Below are 23,359 nucleotides of genomic sequence, written 5' to 3'. Positions count from 1 at the left end.
TTTTCTTAGGAGGATAAGGTTTTGGGTAAGGGAGACAAACTAAAAGACCGTACACAGTTATCCTTAAGAACAGAAATAAGCAATCAAATGAAAGAATTGAATCGGCTTTTGCTGCAAGTGCTGCGGGTGACGCTGCGTTCAATGGGTCTGACCGGCGAAGCGCCGGCGGCTTCCTGTCTGCCTTTATATGAACGCTGGCTGGAAGAAAGCATCCGTCTTTTAGACAGCGATTTTAAAAGCGGTGAAACGGCCGCGGTTTGGGAAGAGTGGCATAAGAAGAAAAACGAATGGCTGAAAGATTCGGATATGAAAGCGCAGGTTCTGCTGGCGGATACCGTCATTCAAGCTTTGCCTGACATTTTAACAGGCAAAATAAAAGCCACTGACGTGATGTTTCCCGATTCTTCAATGGAGCTTGTTGAAGGAATCTATAAGCATAACATTCTCGCTGATTATTACAACGATGTGCTGGCAAATGAAGCGTGTATGTATGTGGAAAATGTAATGAAAAACAATCCTGATGCAAACATCCGTCTGCTGGAGATCGGAGCGGGCACCGGCGGAACGAGCAGCACACTGTTTAAAAAGCTCCGCCCCTATCAAAACCATATTCAGGAATACTGTTATACCGACTTGTCAAAAGCTTTTTTAATGCATGCCGAAAAGGAATACGGCGCGGACAATCCGTATTTGACGTATCAGCTGTTTAATGTGGAGCAGCCTGCGGCGGGCCAGGGATTACATCTGCGAACCTACGATATCGCTATTGCCGCAAACGTGCTGCATGCCACCAAAAATATCCGGAAAACCTTACGGACGGCAAAAGCCGTATTGAAAAAGGACGGTTTGCTGCTCGTTAATGAACTGGGCGGGCATACGCCGTTTACACATGTTACATTCGGCTTATTAGAGGGCTGGTGGCTGTACGAAGACGAGGCGCTGCGGATTCCGGGGTGCCCCGGTCTTTATCCGGAAACATGGAAATCCGTTTTAATGGCTGAAGGTTTTCATTCCATTCAATTTCCGGCTGAAAACGAACGTCTGCACACCCAGCAGATTATCACGGCGAAAAGCAACGGAGTCATCAGGCAGAGCAGGGAAGCTTACACCGCGCAAAAGCGCCAATCAAACGTACCGCAAACATCCTCTGATCGTCAGCTCCCCATCAAACAAGCGGGAGAGGGGCTTTCGGAAAAGACAGCGGCTTTTCTGATAAAGGCTGCGGCAAAAGTATTAAAAATGCCGGCAGAAGAGATAAATCCGCTGGCTCCTCTGGATGAATACGGCATTGACTCTATTCTGATCGTTCAGCTGACGAATGAGCTGCGGGATCTCGTCCCTGATATCAGCAGCACGCTGTTTTTTGAATACCGGACGATAGGAGAGCTTGCCGCATTCTTGGCTGAAACGAAGGAGCGCGAACTGCATGCGCAATTTTCTGAAGAAGTCCCTCATACTGAAGCGGCATCATCCGGCTCTTTGCTTGAAAAAAGCACAGAGTACCTGAAACAGATCGTCAGCGCCATCTTAAAGATGCCGATTGAGGACGTTCAAGCCCATACGCCCCTTGAAGAATACGGAATCGATTCCATCTTAATCGTACAGCTGACCAACCGCGTGCGGGAAGACGTTCCTGATATCAGCAGCACATTGTTCTTCGAGTATCCGACAATCGGCGGATTAGCGGAATATCTCGTCAGCTCAAGACAGGAAGATATAGCTGGGATTTTCAAGACAAATAAAGAAGCCGAAAAGGCGCAGCACACTTTAGAGAAAAAGCAAAGCCGCAAAAAAAGTGCCGGATTGACGAAGCGCCAAGCATCATCTTTTTCTGAAAAAGCGCCGCCCGCTTCCGAACCGCCGTCAAAACACCTTGAAGTGGCAATTGTCGGTCTTGCCGGGAAGTATCCCGGAGCTGAAAATGTTAATGAGTTCTGGGAACGGTTAAAGACCGGTGAACACGGAATCACCGAAATTCCGAAAGACCGCTGGGATTGGCGGGACTACTATGATGAGACAAAAGGTAAGGAAGGCCGGATGTATACAAAGTGGGGCGGCTTTTTAACAGACATTGATAAATTTGATCCGCTGTTTTTTAAAATCTCCCCGAAAGAAGCGGAGCGCATGGACCCGCAGGAGAGACTGTTTCTGGAAACCGCTTATGCGGCCCTTGAGGATGCCGGGTATACCCCTGATTCACTATGCGCCGGTAAAAAGGTTGGTGTCTTTGCGGGTGTCATGAACGGCAATTATCCGACAGGGGCCCACTACCACTTTATCCCGAACCGCGTATCCTATGTGTTTGATTTTCACGGTCCGAGCATCGCGGTCGATACCGCATGCTCCTCATCCTTAACCGCCATTCATCTCGCCGCAGAAAGCATCAGAACAGGTGCATCTGAATGTGCGATTGCCGGCGGCGTAAACCTGATTACAGATCCGGTTCATTATATCGGACTTTCTTCTATGAGAATGCTGTCACCGTCAAACGCGTGCAAAGCGTTCGGTGATAAGGCTGACGGGTTTGTTGACGGAGAGGGCGTCGGCTGTATCGTGTTAAAGCCGTTGAAAAAGGCTGTTGAAGATCATGATCATATATACGGTGTCATTAAAGGAAGCGCTCTGAACGCCGGCGGCAAAACGAACGGGTTCACCGTTCCGAATCCGAATGCACAAGGAGAAGTGATCGCAGAGGCGATGGAGCGGGCAGGGATTGACCCGAGAGCAATCAGCTATCTGGAAGCCCACGGCACCGGCACTTCCTTGGGAGATCCGATTGAAATCGCGGGGTTAACCAAGGCTTTCCACCGCTATACGGATGCAAAGCAATTTTGTTCCATCGGTTCTGTTAAATCCAATATCGGACACCTGGAAAGTGCGGCGGGCATTGCTGCGGTCACCAAAATTCTTCTTCAGATGAAACACGGATATCTGGTGCCGTCGCTGCATTCAAAGCAGCTGAACCCGGAAATTGATTTTGAAACTTCTCCTTTTATCGTGCAGCAGGAAACGGCGGAATGGAGACGGCCGGTCATAGAATCTGAAGGAGCAACACGGGAATATCCGAGAATCGCGGGTACATCTTCTTTCGGAGCGGGCGGGGCAAATGCCCACCTGCTTATAGAAGAGTATGAACCGGCTGAAATGACTTCGGCGGACTCCGGCCGTCCGGCGCTTTTTGTTTTATCGGCAAAGGATAAAGACCGCTTGCGAGAGCAGGCTCTGTTGCTGTCGGATGCCGCCGGAAACGGAACAATTACAGATGCAAATCTGCTTGACGCGGCATTTACCCTTCAAGTCGGCAGAGTCCCGATGGAAGAACGGCTGGCGGTGACAGCGGACTCTGTTTCTGAATTGGAACAGAAGCTGACTGCTTTTCTGAATAATGCCGGTTCTGTAAGCGGGGTGTTTACGGGCCGGAGTGATAGTGCTGTCACGGAGACGGGAGGCACAGTCAGTGAATGGATGGAAAAACGTCAATTTGACAGTCTTTTGAATGCCTGGGTTCACGGGGCGCCCGTCGATTGGCCATCTTTATATAAAGGCGCGCTGCCGCATCGTATCAGTCTGCCGTCTTATCCATTTGCAAAAGAAAGCTACTGGATGAAGCGGGAAGAACCAAAAACAGGAACAACTGAATATGTGCATCCTTTCCTGCATGAAAATACGTCAACCTTGGCGGAGCAAAGCTATCATACATCTTTTACAGGCCGGGAACACGTTTTCCAGGATGTGAGCGGGGAGCGGGTTCTGTCGGCAGCCGTTTATTTAGAAATGGCGCTTGCGGCTTTTCATCATGCGGCAGACAGCTCTGAAGAAAAAGAGATATGGATCCGAACGGCGGCATGGACTGACCCGATTACCGGCGGACATCACGGTGCGGGCGTCAATCTCTCCCTTCTGTCTGAAGACGAGGAAGGCATCCATTATGAAATATACAGTGACGAAGAGAAGCTGCATCATTATGGAATCATCGGACAAGGGAACATACAGCCATCCCGCGTGCTTGATATTGCCTCCTTACAAAAAGACTGCCGCCCGCTGTCATTCGATTATGAAACACCAGGCACATCAGGTGTAACGATCAGTAAGGAGTTCCGCACCGTTGAAAAGCTTTATGCGGGAGAAAGTGCGGTTTGGGCGAAGCTTGCTCTCACAGATGAAAGCGGCCGTAATCCGGGATATCATCTGCCGCCGGAATTTCTGGACGCAGCTTTTCATGTCCTGGCAAAAACGGAGCCGTCAGTCCATATCGTGCCTGAAGCGGTTGAAGAACTGCGCGTCATGCGTCCGTGCTCATCCGGCATGTGGATGTATATTAATAAAAAGAATCAAACCGGCTGTGACATTCAATTTTGTGACGAAACCGGCACTGTCTGCGCAGAAATCAAAGGGATAAGAATGAGACAGCCGTCTCAGCAGGATCACGGGCAAGAGGAACAATCCGAGATGATGATATTTGAAGAAATGTGGACTCAGCAGCCTCTGAAGAAATCTATTCATGAAGAGCTGAAAACGGTCATCTGTTTTCTTACGGGAGAAGCTGCCAGAAAGCATGCTTATCAGTCTTTACAAACCCTTTATCCGGAAGCCGGCGTGTTTTTTATTTCACAGGGTGAGGAAACTCAAAAGCTTTCAAACACGCATTATCAAATTAAAATCACTGACGGACAAGCATATCAAGAAACGTTTCGGCATATTGAAACGGCTGCAGGCAAAGCGGATGCCGTTTTATATGGATGGCCGCTTGAAGATGAAAAGGCCGTGAAAGACTATTCCGTTCTGTATCATGTGATCCGCGCAGCTGCTTCTTTGCGTTCTAAACCGAGGCGGATCCTTCTTTCCGCTCAGTGCGGGAGCGATACCGATATCAGTTACGCCGAGTCATGGATCGGCCTGGAACGGTCGCTGAAACTGATCTTGCCGGAGACGGATACGGCCGCGGTTTATTTTGAACAAAAAGGACCGTTTGAAAAACTGATCCATAACGTATGTGAAGAACTTCACAGCGAGTCGTTCGGCAGTGTCATGTACAGTGGGGAAATCCGCCACGTCATGGAAATGAAGCAGACGGATATCGCCCCTGTTGAGAAGCGTGTGATAAAGAGCGGAAAAACGTACTTGATTACCGGCGGATGCGGGGGTTTAGGCTTGTTATTTGCCGGATATTTCACTGAAAAAGGATCGGTTACGCTCATTTTGACGGGGAGATCAGCGGCAGCCGGCCCGGTGCTGAACAAGATAAAGAGATTGGAAGAATCAGGCGCCAAGGTGTTTTACGTGCAGGCGGATGCCGCAGATCAGGCCCAGATGGAGAAAGGTTTGCAAGAAGTGAAAGAGAAAGGATGCGGGCCGATTCACGGTGTCATTCACGCTGCAGGTCTTCAAGGCACTGAAAGCATTCTGGAGAAAGATCTGCAAACCTTTCAGCAAGTCTTATCGCCAAAAGCGGACGGCACCGCGGTGTTAGATCAGGTTCTGTCACGGGAGCCGCTTGACTTCTTCTGTTGTTTCTCTTCTTCTTCAGCGATTTTAGGAGACTTCGGTTCTTGTGACTACGCGATGGGGAACCGCTTCCAAATGGCTTTTGTCCGTCACCGGGATAAACTTGTGAGCCTCGGACTCAGAAGCGGCAAGTCACTTGCAATCAATTGGCCGCTTTGGAAAGAAGGGGGGATGCATGTCGGCACGGCGGAAAGCACCGATATGTATTTAAAATCAAGCGGACAGCGTTATTTATACACTGAGGAAGGACTCGAAGCTTTTGAAACATTGTTAGTCCAGCCGTCCAGCCAGTATCTCGTCCTGGCCGGTTTTCCGTCGAGGGCCAAACGCTTCCTGCAGATAGATCAAGGCGAACGGCCGATTTCGGGTTCTGTAAACAGGAACGTCCCGTTTTCAGGAAGGCGGAGTGAAATGAAAGGCTTTACACTGGAAGAATGCGTAAGCTGGGATGTGAAAGAACTGGCGGCGGGGCTTTTGAAAATAGACAAGAACAGACTGACGGACGCTGACAATCTGGCTGATTTCGGCTTTGATTCTATCAGTTTGGCGGAATTCGCCTCTTCTTTGTCCGCCCATTACGGAATTGAAGTGACACCGGCCCTGTTTTTCGGACATTCCACACTGGAGAAGGTCGTCCGCTATTTTCTGACGGAACACCAGTCCGTCATGGAGCATGTCTATGAAGAAAAGAAACCTGAATCCGCAGATCAATCTGTCTTTGAAAAGGCAGGAACGGAAAAGCGAAAGAAGCAGAGGGGAAGAAATAAGCTGAACGCCGGAACCGAGGGCAGTCAGGCAGCTGATTCCATTGCCATTATCGGCATGAGCGGCCGATTTCCTCAGGCGCGCACGGCGGACGAGCTGTGGGACATTCTGTTTCAGGAAAAGGACGTTGTCGCACCGGTCGCAAAAAAAGGCTTCACAAGTTCAAAATGGAAACTCGGCGCTGTACCGGGGGCGGACGAATTCGACCCTTTATTTTTTGAAATATCGCCGAGGGAAGCTGAAACGATGGATCCGAAACAGCGGCTGCTTCTTCAGGAAGCGTGGAGGGCCCTTGAGGACGCCGGCTACGGCGCCAGTCACATCAGGCAGCAGACGATCGGTATGTTTGTGGGGGCGGAAGAAGGAGATTATCACCTTTTAACACGGGACAAAGGCAATGTCACGTCTCATCATAACGGTATTTTGGCGGCGCGGCTGGCTTATCACTTGAATTTATCCGGTCCTGTGATGGCGATAAATACAGCATGTTCTTCGGGGCTCGTTTCTGTCCATCAGGCGGTATTAAGCCTGCAGAATAAAGAGTGCACAACAGCTGTTGCGGCCGGGGTGAATATCATGAATACCCCGGACTTTTTTGAAACGATAGATAAAGCCGGAATGCTGTCGGAAAACGGGACATGCTTCGCGTTTGATAAAAGGGCTGACGGCATGGTTCCGGGGGAAGCGGCCGCGGCGGTTGTTCTTAAGCCGCTGAGAGAGGCGGAAAAAGATGGTGATCCGATTTACGGGGTGATTCGGGCGAGCGGCATCAATTATGATGGGAAAACAAACGGAATTACCGCTCCGAGCGGCGTCGCGCAGACCCGGCTGCTTACTTCCGTTTATGACCGGGGGCGTATCAACCCTGAAGATATCGAATATATCGTCACACACGGTACAGGTACAAAACTCGGTGATCCGGTGGAAATTAACGCGCTTTATGACGCATTTTCTGCCTATACAAACGAAGAAGCTTTTTGCGCGCTCACATCAATTAAAACCAATATCGGCCACACGTTTGCCGCGTCAGGCATTGTCAGTTTGATCAGTCTTTTACAGGCGTTCTCCCGTGAAATGATTCCCGCCAGTCTGCATTGCAGCGGGGAAAACCGCTATATCAACTGGGAGAAGAGTCCTTTTTATGTGAATAAAACGGGTAAAGCGTGGCCTTCTCTGCCGGGTAAAAACCGAATGGGGGCAGTCAGCGCATTCGGGATGAGCGGAACAAATGCCCATATCGTTATGGAAAGCTATAAGCGCAGCGCTTCACCTCATCCGGATGCCCCTGCATATTTACTGACTTTGTCTGCAAAAACAAAGGAGGCCCTTCAGGAAAAAATCGAAGATATGATCACTTGGGCGGAAAATGGCGGACTGAAAGAAAATGATCTAGCCCAGCTCAGCTATACGTTGTTAAAAGGACGGCATCACTTTAACCATCGCGCCGCCATCGTAGTGCAAGATGCTGATGACGCAGTGTATGTATGGAAGCAGGCAAAGCTTAATGAACATCATCCTTATGTGTTTTCGGGAAAAGTACCGCAGCACTTTGCAGGCCGTCAGCATATTCAGGAGCACATAATAGAAGTGCTCGGCAAGTGCAGCGCCTCATATTCTGACCATAGAAAATATCAGGAGCTGTTATGCGTGCTGGCAGATTTTTATTGTCAAGGTTATGAAATCGAAGGGGACTTGCTTTATGGCGGACCTTTGCCGCGAATCGGCAATCTGCCGGGTTACCCGTTTGCCAGGCAGACGTATTGGGCGTCCGATCGTCTTCAGAGAGAGCTTGAAAGCCGGAATTCAGCTGAACGCGAAAAGCTCCACCCGCTGCTCCATGCGAATACATCGACCTTTATCGCCCAGCGTTTTACTTCTGTTTTCTCAGGGCATGAACCGTTTTTTGCGGATCATATCGTCAATGGAAAACCGGTGCTTCCGGGCACGGCTGCTTTAGAAATGGCCCGGGCCGCCGTTACACTTGCCGCCGAAGACTTGCCCGGCGGGAAAACGGGTGTCCGGCTCAAACAGATTGTTTGGCTCCGACCGGTGACGGCGCTTTCTGAAGGGGTTACGCTTCATGTAAAGCTTCAGCCGGAAGAAAACGGAGACATCGCTTTTGAAGCGTATGCCGAAGGGGAAGAGCCGCTTGTCTTTTTCCAGGGAAAGGCCGTGCTCGAAGAGACGGAGCGTGCTCCTGTTCTCGATGTGGAAGCTGTTCAGGCGCGCTGCGGCGGACGGCGCATGTCAAAGGCTGAGTGCTATGAAGCGTTCGACAGCCTCGGCATCACCTACGGACCGTCTCATCAGGCGCTTGACGCCGTCTATGCCGGAAACGGAGAAGTGCTCGCAAAGCTCATTCTCCCGCCGTCCGCCCGCGAAGAAAAGGAGACGTTCATCCTGCATCCGAGCATGCTGGACGCCGCCCTTCAGGCTTCTATCGGTCTCGTGCTCTCAGACGGTTCTGCATCCGGACGGCCGTTCCTGCCGTTTGCCCTCCAGGATATGCAGGTGTTTTCTGCGTGCCGTGAGACGATGTGGGCGGTGCTTTCCTCAGCGGACGGCGCCTTTCATATTGAGCTGTGTGATGAAAACGGCGCGGTATGTGTCCGATTGACGGGGCTCACCGCCCGTTTTCTGGAAGAGGACACGGAGGAAAAACCGCTCTTGCTTCAGCCAAAGTGGCAGGAATCACCGCCGGATGAAGGCGGCGGACAAGAAGAGTCTTTCAGATACGTGACGCTGTATGGCGGAATGAACGCTGAGGACATAAGCGGCGCCGTATGTGCGGCGGACGGCGAAGGTCCGATTGAAGACCGTTATGACGCCTGCGCGGCGGAGCTGTCAGCGATCGTCACGCGTCTTATCAAAGAAAAACAGAAGAAAAAAACGCTGATCCAGCTTCTTGTCCCCGACAGGGGGGAAGACAATGTATTGGCGGGGCTGGCCGCTTTTCTGAAAACAGCTCACCTTGAACATCCGAAGCTGTACGGCCAAGTCATCCAAGCCGATCCGGACGAGTCAGCATCAGCGCTTCTTGCCAAGCTGAAAGAAAACCGGGCCCATCCTGAACAAGCGGAAATCCGTTATGAAGGCGGCAAACGTCTCGTCAGAAACTGGCGTCATCTGCCTGCCCCTCAAAGCGGCACCGTTCCGTGGAAAGACGAAGGGGTTTACCTCCTCACCGGGGGAGCGGGCGGCATCGGCCTGATTTTCGCTGAAGAAATAGCCTCCCGCGTCAAAAACGCCGTCCTCGTTTTAACGGGGAGGGCGGAAGCGCTTGATGAAGAGCGCTCCGCCCGCTTACGGCGCTTGGCAGCGACGGGTGCCCGCGTACTGTATCAACCGGTAGATGTGACAGACAGGGCGGCGGTCATCGCCCTCGTCCGCGGCATACAGGAGGAGCATGGAACACTCGACGGGATTATTCACGGCGCCGGCGTGATCGCTGACAATTACATTCTGAACCAGACAGAAAACGAACGGAAGGCCGTCATGGCGCCGAAAGTGAAAGGGCTTATCAATCTTGATGAAGCAGCGAAAGATGTGCGGCTGGACTTTTTCATCCTGTTTTCTTCCTTGGCGGGAGGCATGGGAAATCCGGGACAGGCCGGTTATGCGGCAGCCAACGCATTTATGGATGTTTATGCAGCCCGCCGAAACCGTCTCGTGCGGGACAACAAGCGGAGCGGGCAGACCCTGTCCGTCAACTGGCCGCTTTGGGAAGAGGGCGGTATGCGCGTGGACAAAGAGACCGAACGGCTGATGTACGAACAGACCGGAATGAAAGCCATGCGATCGGCCTCAGGCATCCAAGCGCTTTACGCCGCTTTTGCCTCCGGAGAACACCAGGTCATGGTGGCAGAAGGCGACGAAAAACGGATTCGCAGCCATATTTTCGATCTGGGCGAAGAACAAAGCGCCGCCGGAAAAGCTCCGGCAGTGGCAGATGCAAGAGATCTGAAAGATCAGGTTCAAGAGAAACTAAAGCGGCATGTATCAGATCTTTTAAAGGTAAGCATGAAAGATATTGAGGCTGACAGCGAACTGACGGAATACGGATTTGATTCGATCATTTTCACTGAATTTACAAATCTATTAAATCGGTCTTATCAGCTTGAGCTCAGCCCGACTATCTTCTTTGAATTTCCAACATTGCGCAAACTGAGCGGCCATTTGATATCTGAATGGAAAGAAGCATTCAGCGGCTTAGAAAGAGAGAGTTTAAAAACCGCTCCAAAAGCCGGAATAAGAAAAGCTGAAGCTCCGGCGGCCGTTCATGTCAAGCGGGAAACGCCCGTGTCCGTAAAAGGAAAATCAGAAGAAAAAACCGAACCGATAGCCATTATCGGAATCAGCGGTATTTTTCCGCAGGCGAAAGACATAGATGAATTCTGGACACGTTTACAAAAAGGGGAGCATTGCATCACAGAAATTCCCCGAGATCGCTGGGATTGGCGCGAATATTACGGCGATCCGGCAGCGGATGCAAATAAAACGTCAATTAAATGGGGCGGTTTTATAGATGGAATCGCCGGGTTTGACCCGCTGTTTTTCGGGATATCTCCGAAAGAAGCTGAAATGATGGATCCTCAGCAGCGTCTATTAATGATGTATGTGTGGAAAGCCATTGAAGACGCGGGGTACTCAGCAAAACGGATTGCCGGAACAAAAACCGGCATTTTCACCGGCACATTGGGAAGCGGATATCAAACCTTAATCAATAAGGCGGGTCTTCCTCTCGAGGGGTATACGATGACCGGAATCGTGCCGTCCGTCGGGCCGAACCGGATGAGTTATTTTCTTGATATCCACGGGCCGAGCGAGCCGGTAGAAACCGCTTGTTCAAGCTCTTTAGTCGCCATTCACCGCGCGGTAAAAGCCATTGAAACGGGAGATTGTGATATGGCGGTCGCAGGGGGCGTCAACACGATCGTCACGCCTGAAGGGCATATCGGTTTTCAAAAAGCAGGCATGCTCAGTGAAGACGGGCGCTGCAAAACATTTTCCGATCAGGCTGACGGTTATGTCAGAGGAGAGGGTGCCGGCATGATTGTCTTGAAAAAGCTTTCAGAGGCTGAGCGTGACAGGGATCACATCTACGGCCTCATCCGCGGTACAGCGGAAAATCACGGCGGACGCTCAGCGTCACTTACCGCGCCGAATCCGCATGCTCAGACGGATGTGCTGAAAAGCGCTTATCAAAAAGCCGGTATTCACCCGTCAACCATCACTTATATAGAAGCGCACGGAACCGGAACGGCACTCGGCGATCCGATTGAGATCAATGCATTGAAAAAAGCTTTCCAAACAGACGGGGCGCCGGGCGGATATTGCGGGATAGGCTCAGTGAAGACAAATATCGGACATTTGGAGCTCGCAGCAGGTATTGCGGGCGTTATCAAAGTATTGATGCAGCTGAAACATCGGACGCTCGCCAAAAGTCTGCATTGCGAGAACATCAATCCCCATATCAAATTGAAGGACAGCCCGTTTTACATTGTGACAGAAACAAAGGAGTGGGAAGCGCTGCGTGATGAAAACGGCCGGGTCCTGCCCCGCCGGGCGGGTGTAAGCTCATTCGGTTTCGGAGGTGTCAATGCGCATATCGTTATTGAAGAATACATGGGCAGAAGTGAGACGGAACAGCAGGAAACCCGTGAGAAAGCGTCATCTCTTTTTGTTTTGTCGGCTAAAAATGAAGAGCGGCTGAAAGAAAGAGCGCGTCTCCTTCGCGACTTTATCAAAAACGGATCATCCCGCCATATCGATCTTGCAGATGCCGCATACACACTGCAGACCGGACGGGATGCGATGGAAGCGAGGCTGGGAATCATTGCAGGCTCCGCAGAGGAACTGACTGAAAAACTGAACTCGTTTTTGATGGGAAAAAACAGCGAAGATATCATCAGCGGCCGTAAAAAACGCGAGAATAACACGATCTCCATGTTCTCAGACGATAAAGACGCTGCTGACCTCGTCAGCGCCTGGCTTGAGAAAAAGAAATACAGGAAAGTGCTGCGGCTCTGGGCAAACGGATTTGACACGGATTGGGAGCAGCTGTATACGGACAGGAAGCCGCGCCGCATCAGCCTGCCCTCCTATCCGTTCAGAGCCGACCGCTATTGGGTGCCGAAACGGGAGCAGCTGCCGCTTTCGAATCAAAAAACAGTATTATTGCAAAAAACATGGGAACCGTGCGAGGCAGTGTCTTCATCCGAGCCGTTCAACAACAAAATAGCGCTCATCGTCTCTGAAGATACAAAAGACCTTGCCGCCGAGGTGAAAAAACAGCTGAATGATGCTGACATTGTGCAGGAAAATCAGCTCATCTCTTTCTTACAGGGTCCGAACGCGGCCATCTATTCCGGGTTTATTGACTTCACCGGCTGCGGCTCCCGACAAAAGCGGCAGGACATCAGCTGGGTGGCATCGCTGCAGCAGCTGATTGAATACGGCCGCGGACAAGAAAACATGAAAATGCTTTACCTTACAAAAGGGCTTGAAGCCTTCAAAAATAAGGCTGCCGTTATGCATGGTATTGAAAAAGCGGGGCTTTATCGCATGCTGCGGCATGAATACAGCCATATTCTCACCTGTCACGCCGATATTGATCCTGAAGGGCCGCTGGAGCAGACAGCCGCTTTTATTAAACAAGAAATTCAATCAGACTTAACGGAGTCTGCTGTTTGCTATAGGGACGGCATGCGCTTCAGCTATGTTCTTCGGCAGACTGATCAGATTGAACCAGAAGCCGTGCAAACAGACCGGACTGCGTTTCCAAAAGACGCCGTCCTGGTGATAACCGGAGGAACGCGCGGACTCGGCGCTTTATGCGCCAAGCATTTCGTTTCCGCATACGGTGTGAAGAAACTGCTTCTGACAGGCAGAAAGGAGCTGCCGCCGAAAACCGAGTGGGATCTTGAGCAAACAGACCCTGTCGTTTCGGAAAAAATACAGCTTATCCGGCAGCTGGAATCACAAGGCGTAAAAGTGTGCGTCTCAGCAGTTGATCTGACGGATAAGCAGGCCGTCGGACGGCTTATAAAAGAGGTAACCTCAACGCTCGGACCTGTCGGAGGCATTCTGCATTGCGCGGGAATTGCGGACCGTGAAAACCCTGCTTTTCTCCGCAAATCCAAAGACAGTATTGCGCGGGTGCTCGCCCCGAAAGCAGACGGCCTTCACAGTCTGTATGAGAGTGTAAAGGATGGTGCGCCGGCATTTTTCGTCCTGTTTTCATCTGTCTCGGCAGCCGTCCCGATTCTTGCGACGGGTCAGAGCGATTATGCGATGGCTAATTCTTTCATGGACTATTTTGCAGAAAACAATGAGAGCGGTATCATTAGCATACAATGGCCGGCATGGGATGAGACGGGCATGAGCAGGGATACAAAAAGCGGGATGTATCAGCAAACGGGATTGCTGCGGCACTCTGACGCGGAAGGTCTCAAGATGCTTGATTACATTTTAAGAGAAAGACCCGGAGCTGTCGTGCTGCCGGCACAAGTGAAACATGATTGGGACATCAAAGCGCTGGAAAACGCCAAGCCAGCCGCCAATAAAGGAATGAAAGCAGCTTCCAAACCCCCTGAAACCAAAAAACGGGAACATAACCGGATTGATATTCAATCTTGGCTGAGGTCGCTTTTGGCAAAAGAGCTGAGTATCGATGAAACGCATATGGATATCGATGTGCCTTTTCAGGAATACGGAATGGATTCTATCTTTCTGGCGCAAGTGCTGACAAAGATCGATCAAAAACTGCCGTCCGTTTCAATTGATCCGACTGTCCTTCTGGAACACCCTACCATAGAACAGCTCGCGGATTATTTAGCCGCACATTGTCCGGAAGCTTTTTCGGCAGATGCAACAGTTCCCGCGGAGAAGGTCCCTTTGCAGAAGACGCTGAAACGGAGCAAAAAAACGGCAGATAACCCCGGGAAACGGGGAAAGGTTGCGATCATCGGCATGGCCTGCCATTTTCCAAAAGCGGGGGATATAAGAGAATTTTGGAAGAATCTCCGCAGCGGAACGGATGCCGTCACTGAAGTTCCGCCGGACAGATGGAACGCCGGGGAACACTATCAGCCGGGTGAATATCAAGAAGGAAAAAGCATCAGTAAATGGGGCGGTTTTATTCACGATATTGATCAATTTGATCCGGAGTATTTCAATATTTCAGAAACGCTGGCACCGATGATAGACCCGCTGCAAAGGCAGTGGCTCGAAGTGAGCGCGGAAGCTTTGGCCGATGCCGGTTATCAAAAAGAGGATCTCTGGGGCCGCCGTATCGGCGTTTTTGCCGGTGCAAGGGCAGGTGCGTTTCATCAGAAATTTCAATATTTGCAAAAAGACGCGATTATTGGCGCGGGGCAAAATTTTATTACCGCACACATGGCGCACATTTATAACTTTACAGGGCCCAACCTGGTCGTGGATACGGCCTGCTCCAGTTCGCTTACGGCAATTCATTTGGCCGTGCAGGCCATTCAAAATGGAGAAGCGGAAGCGGCCTTTGCGGGCGGGGTTGACATTTTGCTTGATGAAAAACCTTTTCTCACAATGAGCGCGGCGAGAATCTTATCGCCAAATGGCCGTTCAAAATCTTTCGATGCCGATGCGGACGGAACAGGAATCGGAGAGGGCTGCGGTGTGCTGATGCTGAAGCCGCTCGAAAAAGCGATAGAAGACGAAGATAAAATATACGGCGTTATTGACGGCTCTGCGATAAATAATGACGGCAGCACAATGGGCGTGACGACGCCGAATCCCCGGGCGCAGCAGGACTTGATTGAGCAGGCGGTTCAATCAGCGGAAATCGATCCGGACACCATGACATACGTAGAGACGCACGGAACCGGTACATTGATCGGCGACCCGATTGAATTAAAGGGATTAACCAATGTCTTGTCTGCTTATTCCGATGAAAAACAATTTTGCGGTGTAGGAAGCGTCAAAAGCAATATCGGCCACTTGCTGAGTGCGGCGGGCGCGGCGGGAATCATCAAAGTTTTGCTGGCGATTGCCAATGAAGAACTGCCGCCGACTTTGCATTGCCATAAACCGAACCCCCGCTTCCAATTTAAAGATTCTCCGCTTTATCCTGTGCTTGAGCTGAAGCGGTGGAACGGAAAAAAAGAGATACTCAGGGCCGGGGTCAGCGCGTTCGGTTTGGGCGGGAATAACGCCCATATCATTGTCAGCAACGAAGGAATTCCGAAAGAGCGAAAAGCGGCCATGGAACCGAAAGGCGGCCAGACAGTATACCGAAAACAACGGTATTGGCCTGAAAAAGCACAGTTGTCCGAAGCGGAAGAAAATGAGGCGGGCACAGAAGCAATGTTTGAAATAAGCGAGGTGTGATAGATTGGCAGTTGCCACCGATCAAGTCAAAACGTTCCTGCAGAAAATCAGCCATACGAATTATATCGTCCGGGATCATCGCGTTCATCAAATCCGCGTCCTCCCGGGCGTGACTTTAATAGATATGCTGTATCGGCTCGCCGCCGGGTATCTCGGTGAACGGCCTATAGAATTAAGACAGATTATTTTTAAGCAGCCTGTTGTAACATCTGAAGAGTTTGATAAACACCTGTATGTGACCTTTACGCCGGCGCGTGACAGCTGGAAAGTTGAGATTACTAGCGAAAAAGCAAAAAACGGCACACCGCTTGGCGGAAACCGGGATGAGAATATGGAATGCCAGCTTTATTTGCAAGAAGACACGCCGCGGGCAAAAGAACTGAATATTGAAGCGTTCATGAAAAACGCAAGCCGAAAATGGGACATGCATGACATTTATGGAATTGCAAGAAGAAGCCATATTGAGCATGGCGAGTTTATGAAAAATGAAGGGGCCGTTTATCAGCTTCAGGATAAAGAAGAATTAATGGAGCTTACTCTGAGTGATTTGGCTGAAGGATTCCGGGAGAAATTTAAGGCGCATCCGGCTTTTTTGGATGCGTCCACCCTTGCCGGCTCTTCCTTTGCATTGTCGGCCCAAAAGCAGAATGACACACCTTATATTCCTTTTATGATCAATCGTTTTTGCATGTATCAGCCGTTTCCGAAAACGATTTACACTTATTCTGCGAAAAACAGCCGCACTGAAAGCGGCGTATCAGATAGCGAACCTGATGTTTATTCGGCCGACTTCACGATTTACGACAGGGCAGGGAACGTATTGGCCGAATGTGAGAAACTGACAGTAAAAAGGGTCAGACAAGCGAATATGATTACCCATCTGATAGACAAAGAGAAGCCGCCTCAGCAGAACAGAAGCGGCCGTGGTGAGTCGGAAAATTCTGTGGCCGCAGAAGACGTGTCTGAACAGCAAACGCCGGAACAAAACATGGTGACTTACATAAAGTCGGAAATCGCCAGGCTGGTCAATCGTCCGGCACAGGATATTGATGTGAGGAAAGGCTTTTATGATATGGGGCTTGACTCGGCGCATTTGCTGAAGCTTGTAAAGATATTAGAGCAGACTTTTCAGCAGCAGTTTTATCCGACACTGCTTTTTGAATATTCATCTGTCCGCCGCCTTGCGGATTACCTTATCAATGAAGCGGGCTGTGTGCTGAAAGATTCGGCAAAAGAACGGCATACATCAGACGCTGACACTGCTGATGAGGTTCTGTTTTTTGAACCCGCCTGGAAAGATCATCCGCTGGAAACGGCGGTGCAGAACGGGCAAAAACACACCCGTCATCTCATTATCGCTGCCGATGCAGGACCCCGTCTCACCGGTGAACTCGGCACATATTGCCCGGAAGCGGAAGTGATAGAACTGAAAAGGGAGCATGAGGTTGCAGATGAGCAGTTTGGAGCAGATGCCGAGCGCATATTTCGTATGCTCAAACGGGAACTGACAGACCATCCGAAAGAACATACATTGATTCAGCTTGTATGCGCCGTTGAGAATGGAGCGGCATTGTCTTCCGCTCTCGGGGCTATGCTGAAAACGGCACATCTGGAAAATCCGGCTCTTCGCACTCAGGTGATCACCTTCTGTGACAAGAATGAGAGATTGCCGAGTGAGACGGCCGCAATCATTAGAACAGAAGCAGACTGCTCTCATGCAGGCTGCACAGACATTCTATATAAAGACAATATGCGGCAGATCAGATTGTTCGAACGTATTGAGAAACCGGACGGACAGACACAGTCTCCTTGGAAACAAAACGGCGTATATGTCATTACAGGAGGCCTCGGCGGTCTTGGATTTCTGCTTGCCCGTCACCTTGCAGAAAAAGAAAAGGTGAAGCTCGCACTCATCGGCCGTTCGCCGGAACAGTCTGAGAAGATCAGCAGACTGAAAGCATTGGGAGCAGCAGTTCTTTATGTTCAAGCGGACATCGGCAGCAAAGCCGAAACAGAGCGGGCATTTGCTCAGATTACAGAAACTTTCGGCCGGCTGACGGGCATTTTTCATTGCGCCGGTGTTTTAAAAGACCAATTTATCATCCAAAAAGACAGTTCTGACTTGAAGCGGGTGTTCCTGCCGAAAATCAGCGGCCTGATTCATGCCGATGAAGCTTCACGGCATGAACCGCTTGAATTTTTCGCCGCATTTTCCTCATTCTCGGCGTTGACCGGAAATGCGGGCCAGACAGATTATGCCGCAGCGAACGCTTTTATGGATGAATATATGAAATATCGCGATTGCAAAGCGGAAAAAGGCGAACGGACCGGGGCTTCTATGACGATCAACTGGCCTCTTTGGGAAGATGGCGGCATGCAGGTTGACAGTTTGATGAAAGAGATCATGAATGATGCAACCGGCACCAGCCCGCTTCCGGCCGGGGAAGGGATGGCTTCACTAGAATATATGCTGCGTCTCGGCAAGCTGCAATCCGTTATTTTATACGGGAAGGAGCCTGCTGTAACTGAAAGCATGGCCCGATTGGTTCCGATGGCAGACAAGAACCGCTCTTCATTATCCCATGCAGCTGTCAAGAGAAGAAGCCGAAAACAAGAGAGACACACAGAAGAGCACGATATTGCGGTAATCGGATTGGCGGGAAGATATCCGCAGGCGGGAAGCATCGATGAATTTTACCAAAATCTGCGCTCAGGTAAAGACTGCATCACAACAATGCCGAAAGACAGATGGAAAGGTTATCCTTTCTCATATGAAGCAGATCAGTTCTACCGTTACGGAGGATTTTTAGATCGCATAGACAGCTTTGATCCGCTGTTTTTCAATCTGACTCCCCGCCAGGCTGAAATGATGGATCCGCAGGCGCGGCTGTTTTTAGAGACGGCTTGGGAAGCTTGTGAAGATGCCGGTTTTTATCAGGACAGAACGGCGCGCGGGCCATCTTCACAAAAAAGAAAACGCGTCGGGGTATTCGCAGGTGTGTTTTGGAGCCATTATGAGCTGTTCGGCGCTGAAATCACACAGCGGGGCACACCGCTGTCTATGGGCGTGACGCCTGCCTCCGTTCCGAATATCGTGTCTCACTGCCTGAACTTTACAGGGCCGTCAATGGCTGTTGATACGATGTGCTCTTCTTCGCTCACATCCATACATTTGGCATGTGAAAGCATTAAAAGGGGGGAGTGCGAATTCGCCATTGCCGGCGGTGTTAATGCGGTCACACATCCGCATAAATATGCGTTTTTGGCGAATGCGGGATTTCTGTCTTCAGAAGGCGTCTGCAAAAGCTTCGCCGACGGCGGTGACGGCTATGTGCCGGGAGAAGGCGTCGGCGCCGTGTTGCTGACAACTGTTCAAGAAGCGGAAAAGATGGGCTGTCCGATATATGGCGTCATAAAAGGCTCTGCTTTAAACCATGTCGGAAAAACATCCGGTTTGACCGTGCCTGATCCGGCATCACAGGCGGAAGTCATTACAGATTCCTTTCAGAGTGCCGGCATTGATCCGGAGACATTGAGTTATATTGAAGCTCACGGAACGGGTACGTCTCTGGGTGATCCGATTGAAATTGAAGGGCTGAGCCGCGCTTTCCGCAAATGGACAAACAAGAAGCGGTTTTGCGCCATCGGCTCTGCCAAATCAAATATCGGCCATTTAGAAGGAGCCGCCGGAATCGCCGGATTAACAAAGGTGCTTTTGCAGCTGAAGCATGGAGAAATCTTTCCGTCATTGCACGCGGACACGCTGAATCCCCATATTCCATTTCCGGATACGCCGTTTTATGTGGCGGACCGGCTGGAAGAATGGGAACGGCCGTCACATCCTGACCAGCCGAGAAGAGCGGGTTTAAGTTCTTTTGGCGCCAGCGGGAGCAATGCCCATTTTGTCATAGAAGAATATCTGCCGCCGCAGGCTGAAAAGAAATCGCTGAGTATACGGGAAGACGAGCCGGTTCTGTTTCTGCTTTCGGCAAAAAATGAAGAACAGCTATTGGAATATGTCAAACGGTATGACCGCTTTTTACGGGAAAAAGAAGTCAACCTTAAAGACCTGGCCTACACGCTTCAAGCTGGCAGAGAAGCGATGCCTGAACGGCTGGCATTGATCGTTACATCCGTTTGCGGCCTTCAAGCGAAACTGAAGGATGTACTTGAACGAAAAACGGAAATTGAAGGGTGTTTCCGCGGACGTGCTCAAGATGACATTTCATCAAGGGGAATGGCCGAACTTTTGAAAAACAAGCAATATTCCAGATTGCTCACTGAGTGGGCAAAAGGAGCCGCCGTTGACTGGAACCAGTTATACGAAGGAGAGAAGCCGAAACGGGTCAGCCTTCCTGTATATCCGTTCGCGAAGGAGCGGTATTGGGTGCCTGTGCCTGCGGATATCCGGAAACAGACAGACGAACCGGCGGAAAACCAAAAGATCATTCTTCAAAAAGACTGGAAGCAGCAAGATCCGGCGGAGTCTGAAGCCTTATCAGGAACAGTAATGATACTTGCAACTGATAAGACGCGCCGATTGGCCGATGCTCTTTTTAAAGGAAACGGCCATATTGAAACGATCTGTTTCATCCATCAGGCAAAAGACGGCGCCGATTATTACGCTGCCGGATCGGGGCGAAACCTTTACGGCAGAGTGCGGGAGTCTCTAAAAAACAAACAGATACTCGGGGTCATCGACATAACCGCATATGATGCGGAATATGAACGGCGGGAAGATATAGAATACGGAAAGCTTGCCTTTTTACAGCAGGCTCTGGAATCATTCCGTCATAGCGGCGCTGTGTTCAGCCAAGTGACACACCGCCTCCAGCCTTTCAAGGAAAGTAAACCTCTGATGCAGGGGGCGAAAACGGCGGGGCTGTACCGGATGCTGGGCGCTGAGTATGCCAACATTCATTCTTTTACGATAGATAGCGATTGTGCGATTGAGCATACAGAAGAATTAAGCAGACAGATTGAGACTGAATTTTTACAGCCGCGGGCCAAAAGCGGCAGTGAATGCTGCTACAGGCTGAATCGCCGTTATGTGCCGTTTCTGAAGCAGGGTATGCATGTTACGGCGGTGCCTGAGCTTTCCTATTCGTCTGATGATGTGCTGTTAATAACGGGCGGATCGCGCGGGATCGGCGCAATTGCGGCGGATCATGCCGTTTCACGCGGATGCAGGAAACTGGTCATCATGGGGCGGGAGCCGCTTCCCGATTCCTCAGAGTGGGCAGACATGAAAAAGGACGGCATTCTCCCGGAAAAAGCCGAGCGGATGCAGAGGTTAGCCGAGCGGGGCGCGGAGATCCGTTATTACAGCGTTTCTCTTACGGATCAAAAAGGGCTCCGGAACATGAGGGACAGCATCCGCGGCACGATGGGACCGATTACCGGCGTTTTTCATTGCGCGGGTGCAATGGGAGAACACCCCGCTTTTTATAACAAAACCGAAACTGAAATCGAAAGCGTTTGCACGCCGAAAGTAACTGGGCTTTGCGGTCTCTATGAAGCCGTTCAGAATGAGCCGCTGTCGTTTTTTATTTTGTTCTCATCCGTTTCGGGTCTGATCCCTTCGCTTGCTGCGGGGCAAAGTGACTACGCGATGGCTAATTCATTTATGGACTCTTTTGCAAATCATCAGGCAGGTAAGGGAAACGTGTTTGTTAAAGCCGTTCAATGGCCCGTCTGGAAAGAAACCGGCATGGCTGAAGGCCTGCCGGAAACACCTGCTTATCAAAAATCAGGACTTTCCAGGCTGTCTGCCGAAGACGGACTGAAGTTTTTAGATTACATCATATTAAACGGACAAAGCTGCGGAATTCCGTGTGTTCCCGAAGACAGTGAGGCTGATTTTGGTGATCTTCTGAAGGTGAAGAAAACTGAAGCGCCCATGAAAAAAAGCACTGCCGGTGACCAAAAGGTGAAGGATATGATTCGTCAATGGGTGCGCACCGTTTTCAGCGAAGAACTGAAAATGACGGATGAGCAGATAAAAGATGATATGCCGTTTGATGAATACGGGATTGACTCAATACTCTTTGCGGAATTGGTTCAATCATTGCAAAAACGGATCAGCATAAAGTTAACACCGTCCTTAATGCTTCAATATCAAACGATTACAGAAATGGTTGACTATTTCGCAGCGCATCATGAAACCGATTTTATGACAAAAGAAAATGGTTTCGTTCAAGACATGGACGTCCAGCCTGATGTAACTGCCGCCGCTGAAGAGAGAACATCCATGAAACCGAAAGCGGATACCGAAGACGATATTGCCGTCGTCGGCATGTCCTGCCGTTTTCCGGGGGCGGGCGGAACGGATGCTTTTTGGGAGCTGCTGATGAAAGGGAACACCGCCATTCGGCCTGTCCCCGCATCGCGCTGGCATGCAACAGCAAATACAAAGGATTATGCGGGGTGGATTGATGATATCGACATGTTTGATGCGGGCTTTTTCGGCATCTCTGAAAAAGACGCGGCAATTATGGACCCGCAGGCGCGGATCATATTAGAAGAAGCGGTTCATTCTGTTTATGATGCCGGGTACGGCCAAAAGGATTTATCGGGCCGGAAAGTCGGCGTGTACATCGGCGGCAGGGCGCAGCCTTCAGCCGGTATGGAACATATCCTGCAGGCGCCTAACCCGATTTTGGGGGCGGGACAAAACTATTTGGCCGCCAACATTTCACGATTTTTGAATGTCACAGGGCCGAGCCTTGTCGTGGATACAGCATGTTCCTCAGGGCTGATCGGGCTGTCCTTTGCAAAAGACGCCCTTTTGGCCGGAAGGATTGACGCGGCCTTAGTCGGTTCGGTGAGTCTGCTCTTATCTCCGTCCGCGCACCGGTTATTCGGAGCGCGCCATATTTTAAATGAGAACGGCGTGTTTCATATATTCGACCGTGAATCAGCGGGAGAAGTGCTCGGAGAAGGAGCGGGGGCGGTTTTTATCAAGCGATTGAGCGATGCGGTACGGGACGGAGACCGTATTTACGGCGTCATAAAAGCCGTCTCGGTAAACAATGACGGCCGGACGCTCGGTCCCGGTTCACCGAATATAAGAGCGCAGAGAGACGCCATTCAAACTGCGCTTGACATGGCGGAAAAGTCGCCCGAAGACATTGGATATATAGAAGTGAACGGAGGCGGTTCCCCAATCGTTGATTCGGTGGAAATCAAGGCACTCTCAGATGTCTATCAGCTGAACCGGAAAACGCTTCTGCCCTGCCGGATCGGATCGGTGAAACCGAATGTGGGGCATTTGCTTCTGTCTTCAGGTCTTGCGGGCTTCATCCGATGTGTGCTGAGCGTCTATCATAAGCGGATTCCGCCTTTCTTATCAGCGCGTGAGCCATTTGAACATTATGACTTTGAAGCGTCGCGTATTAATTTTAATCGTGAACCCGTTGATTGGCATTCAGAGAAGAAACCCCGCGTCGCAGCTCAGAGTTCATTTCCTGACGGCGGGACAAATGCTCATATCCTCGTTGAAGAATACAGAGGTGAAAGGCAGCGGGAACACCACCGGGCGCCTCAGCCGCCGGAATTCAGAAAAAAACACTACCCGCTTTTGGGCGGCTGGAACAGCACGGAGAATGAAGCGGAAAAAACAAGTAATGAAAAAACAGACATTGCGGATCTTTTAAAGAAATATGAGAAAAAAGCAGAGATAAGCACTGCACCTGCAGACTCGTTTTGGCAGGTGACAACGTGA

General features: G+C 50.6%; 2 protein-coding genes. Both read left to right on the top strand.

Going from position 1 to position 23,359, the window contains the following annotated elements; translation table 11 throughout:
• Positions 1-21: 21 nt before the first annotated feature.
• Complete coding sequence (locus NYE68_RS12910) at positions 22-15,636, top strand: SDR family NAD(P)-dependent oxidoreductase (protein WP_342493919.1); 15,615 nt, start codon at positions 22-24, stop codon at positions 15,634-15,636.
• A gap of 4 nt (positions 15,637-15,640) precedes the next feature.
• Positions 15,641-23,359, top strand: a complete 7,719-nt coding sequence (locus tag NYE68_RS12905; RefSeq protein WP_324636738.1) for an SDR family NAD(P)-dependent oxidoreductase — start codon at positions 15,641-15,643, stop codon at positions 23,357-23,359.

The organism is Bacillus sp. FSL R5-0447 (assembly GCF_038606125.1).
In the GTDB taxonomy this organism is placed as follows: domain Bacteria; phylum Bacillota; class Bacilli; order Bacillales; family Bacillaceae; genus Bacillus; species Bacillus velezensis.
The sequence above is the reverse complement of the archived record's forward strand: the minus strand, read 5'-3'. Positions and strand labels throughout refer to the sequence as shown.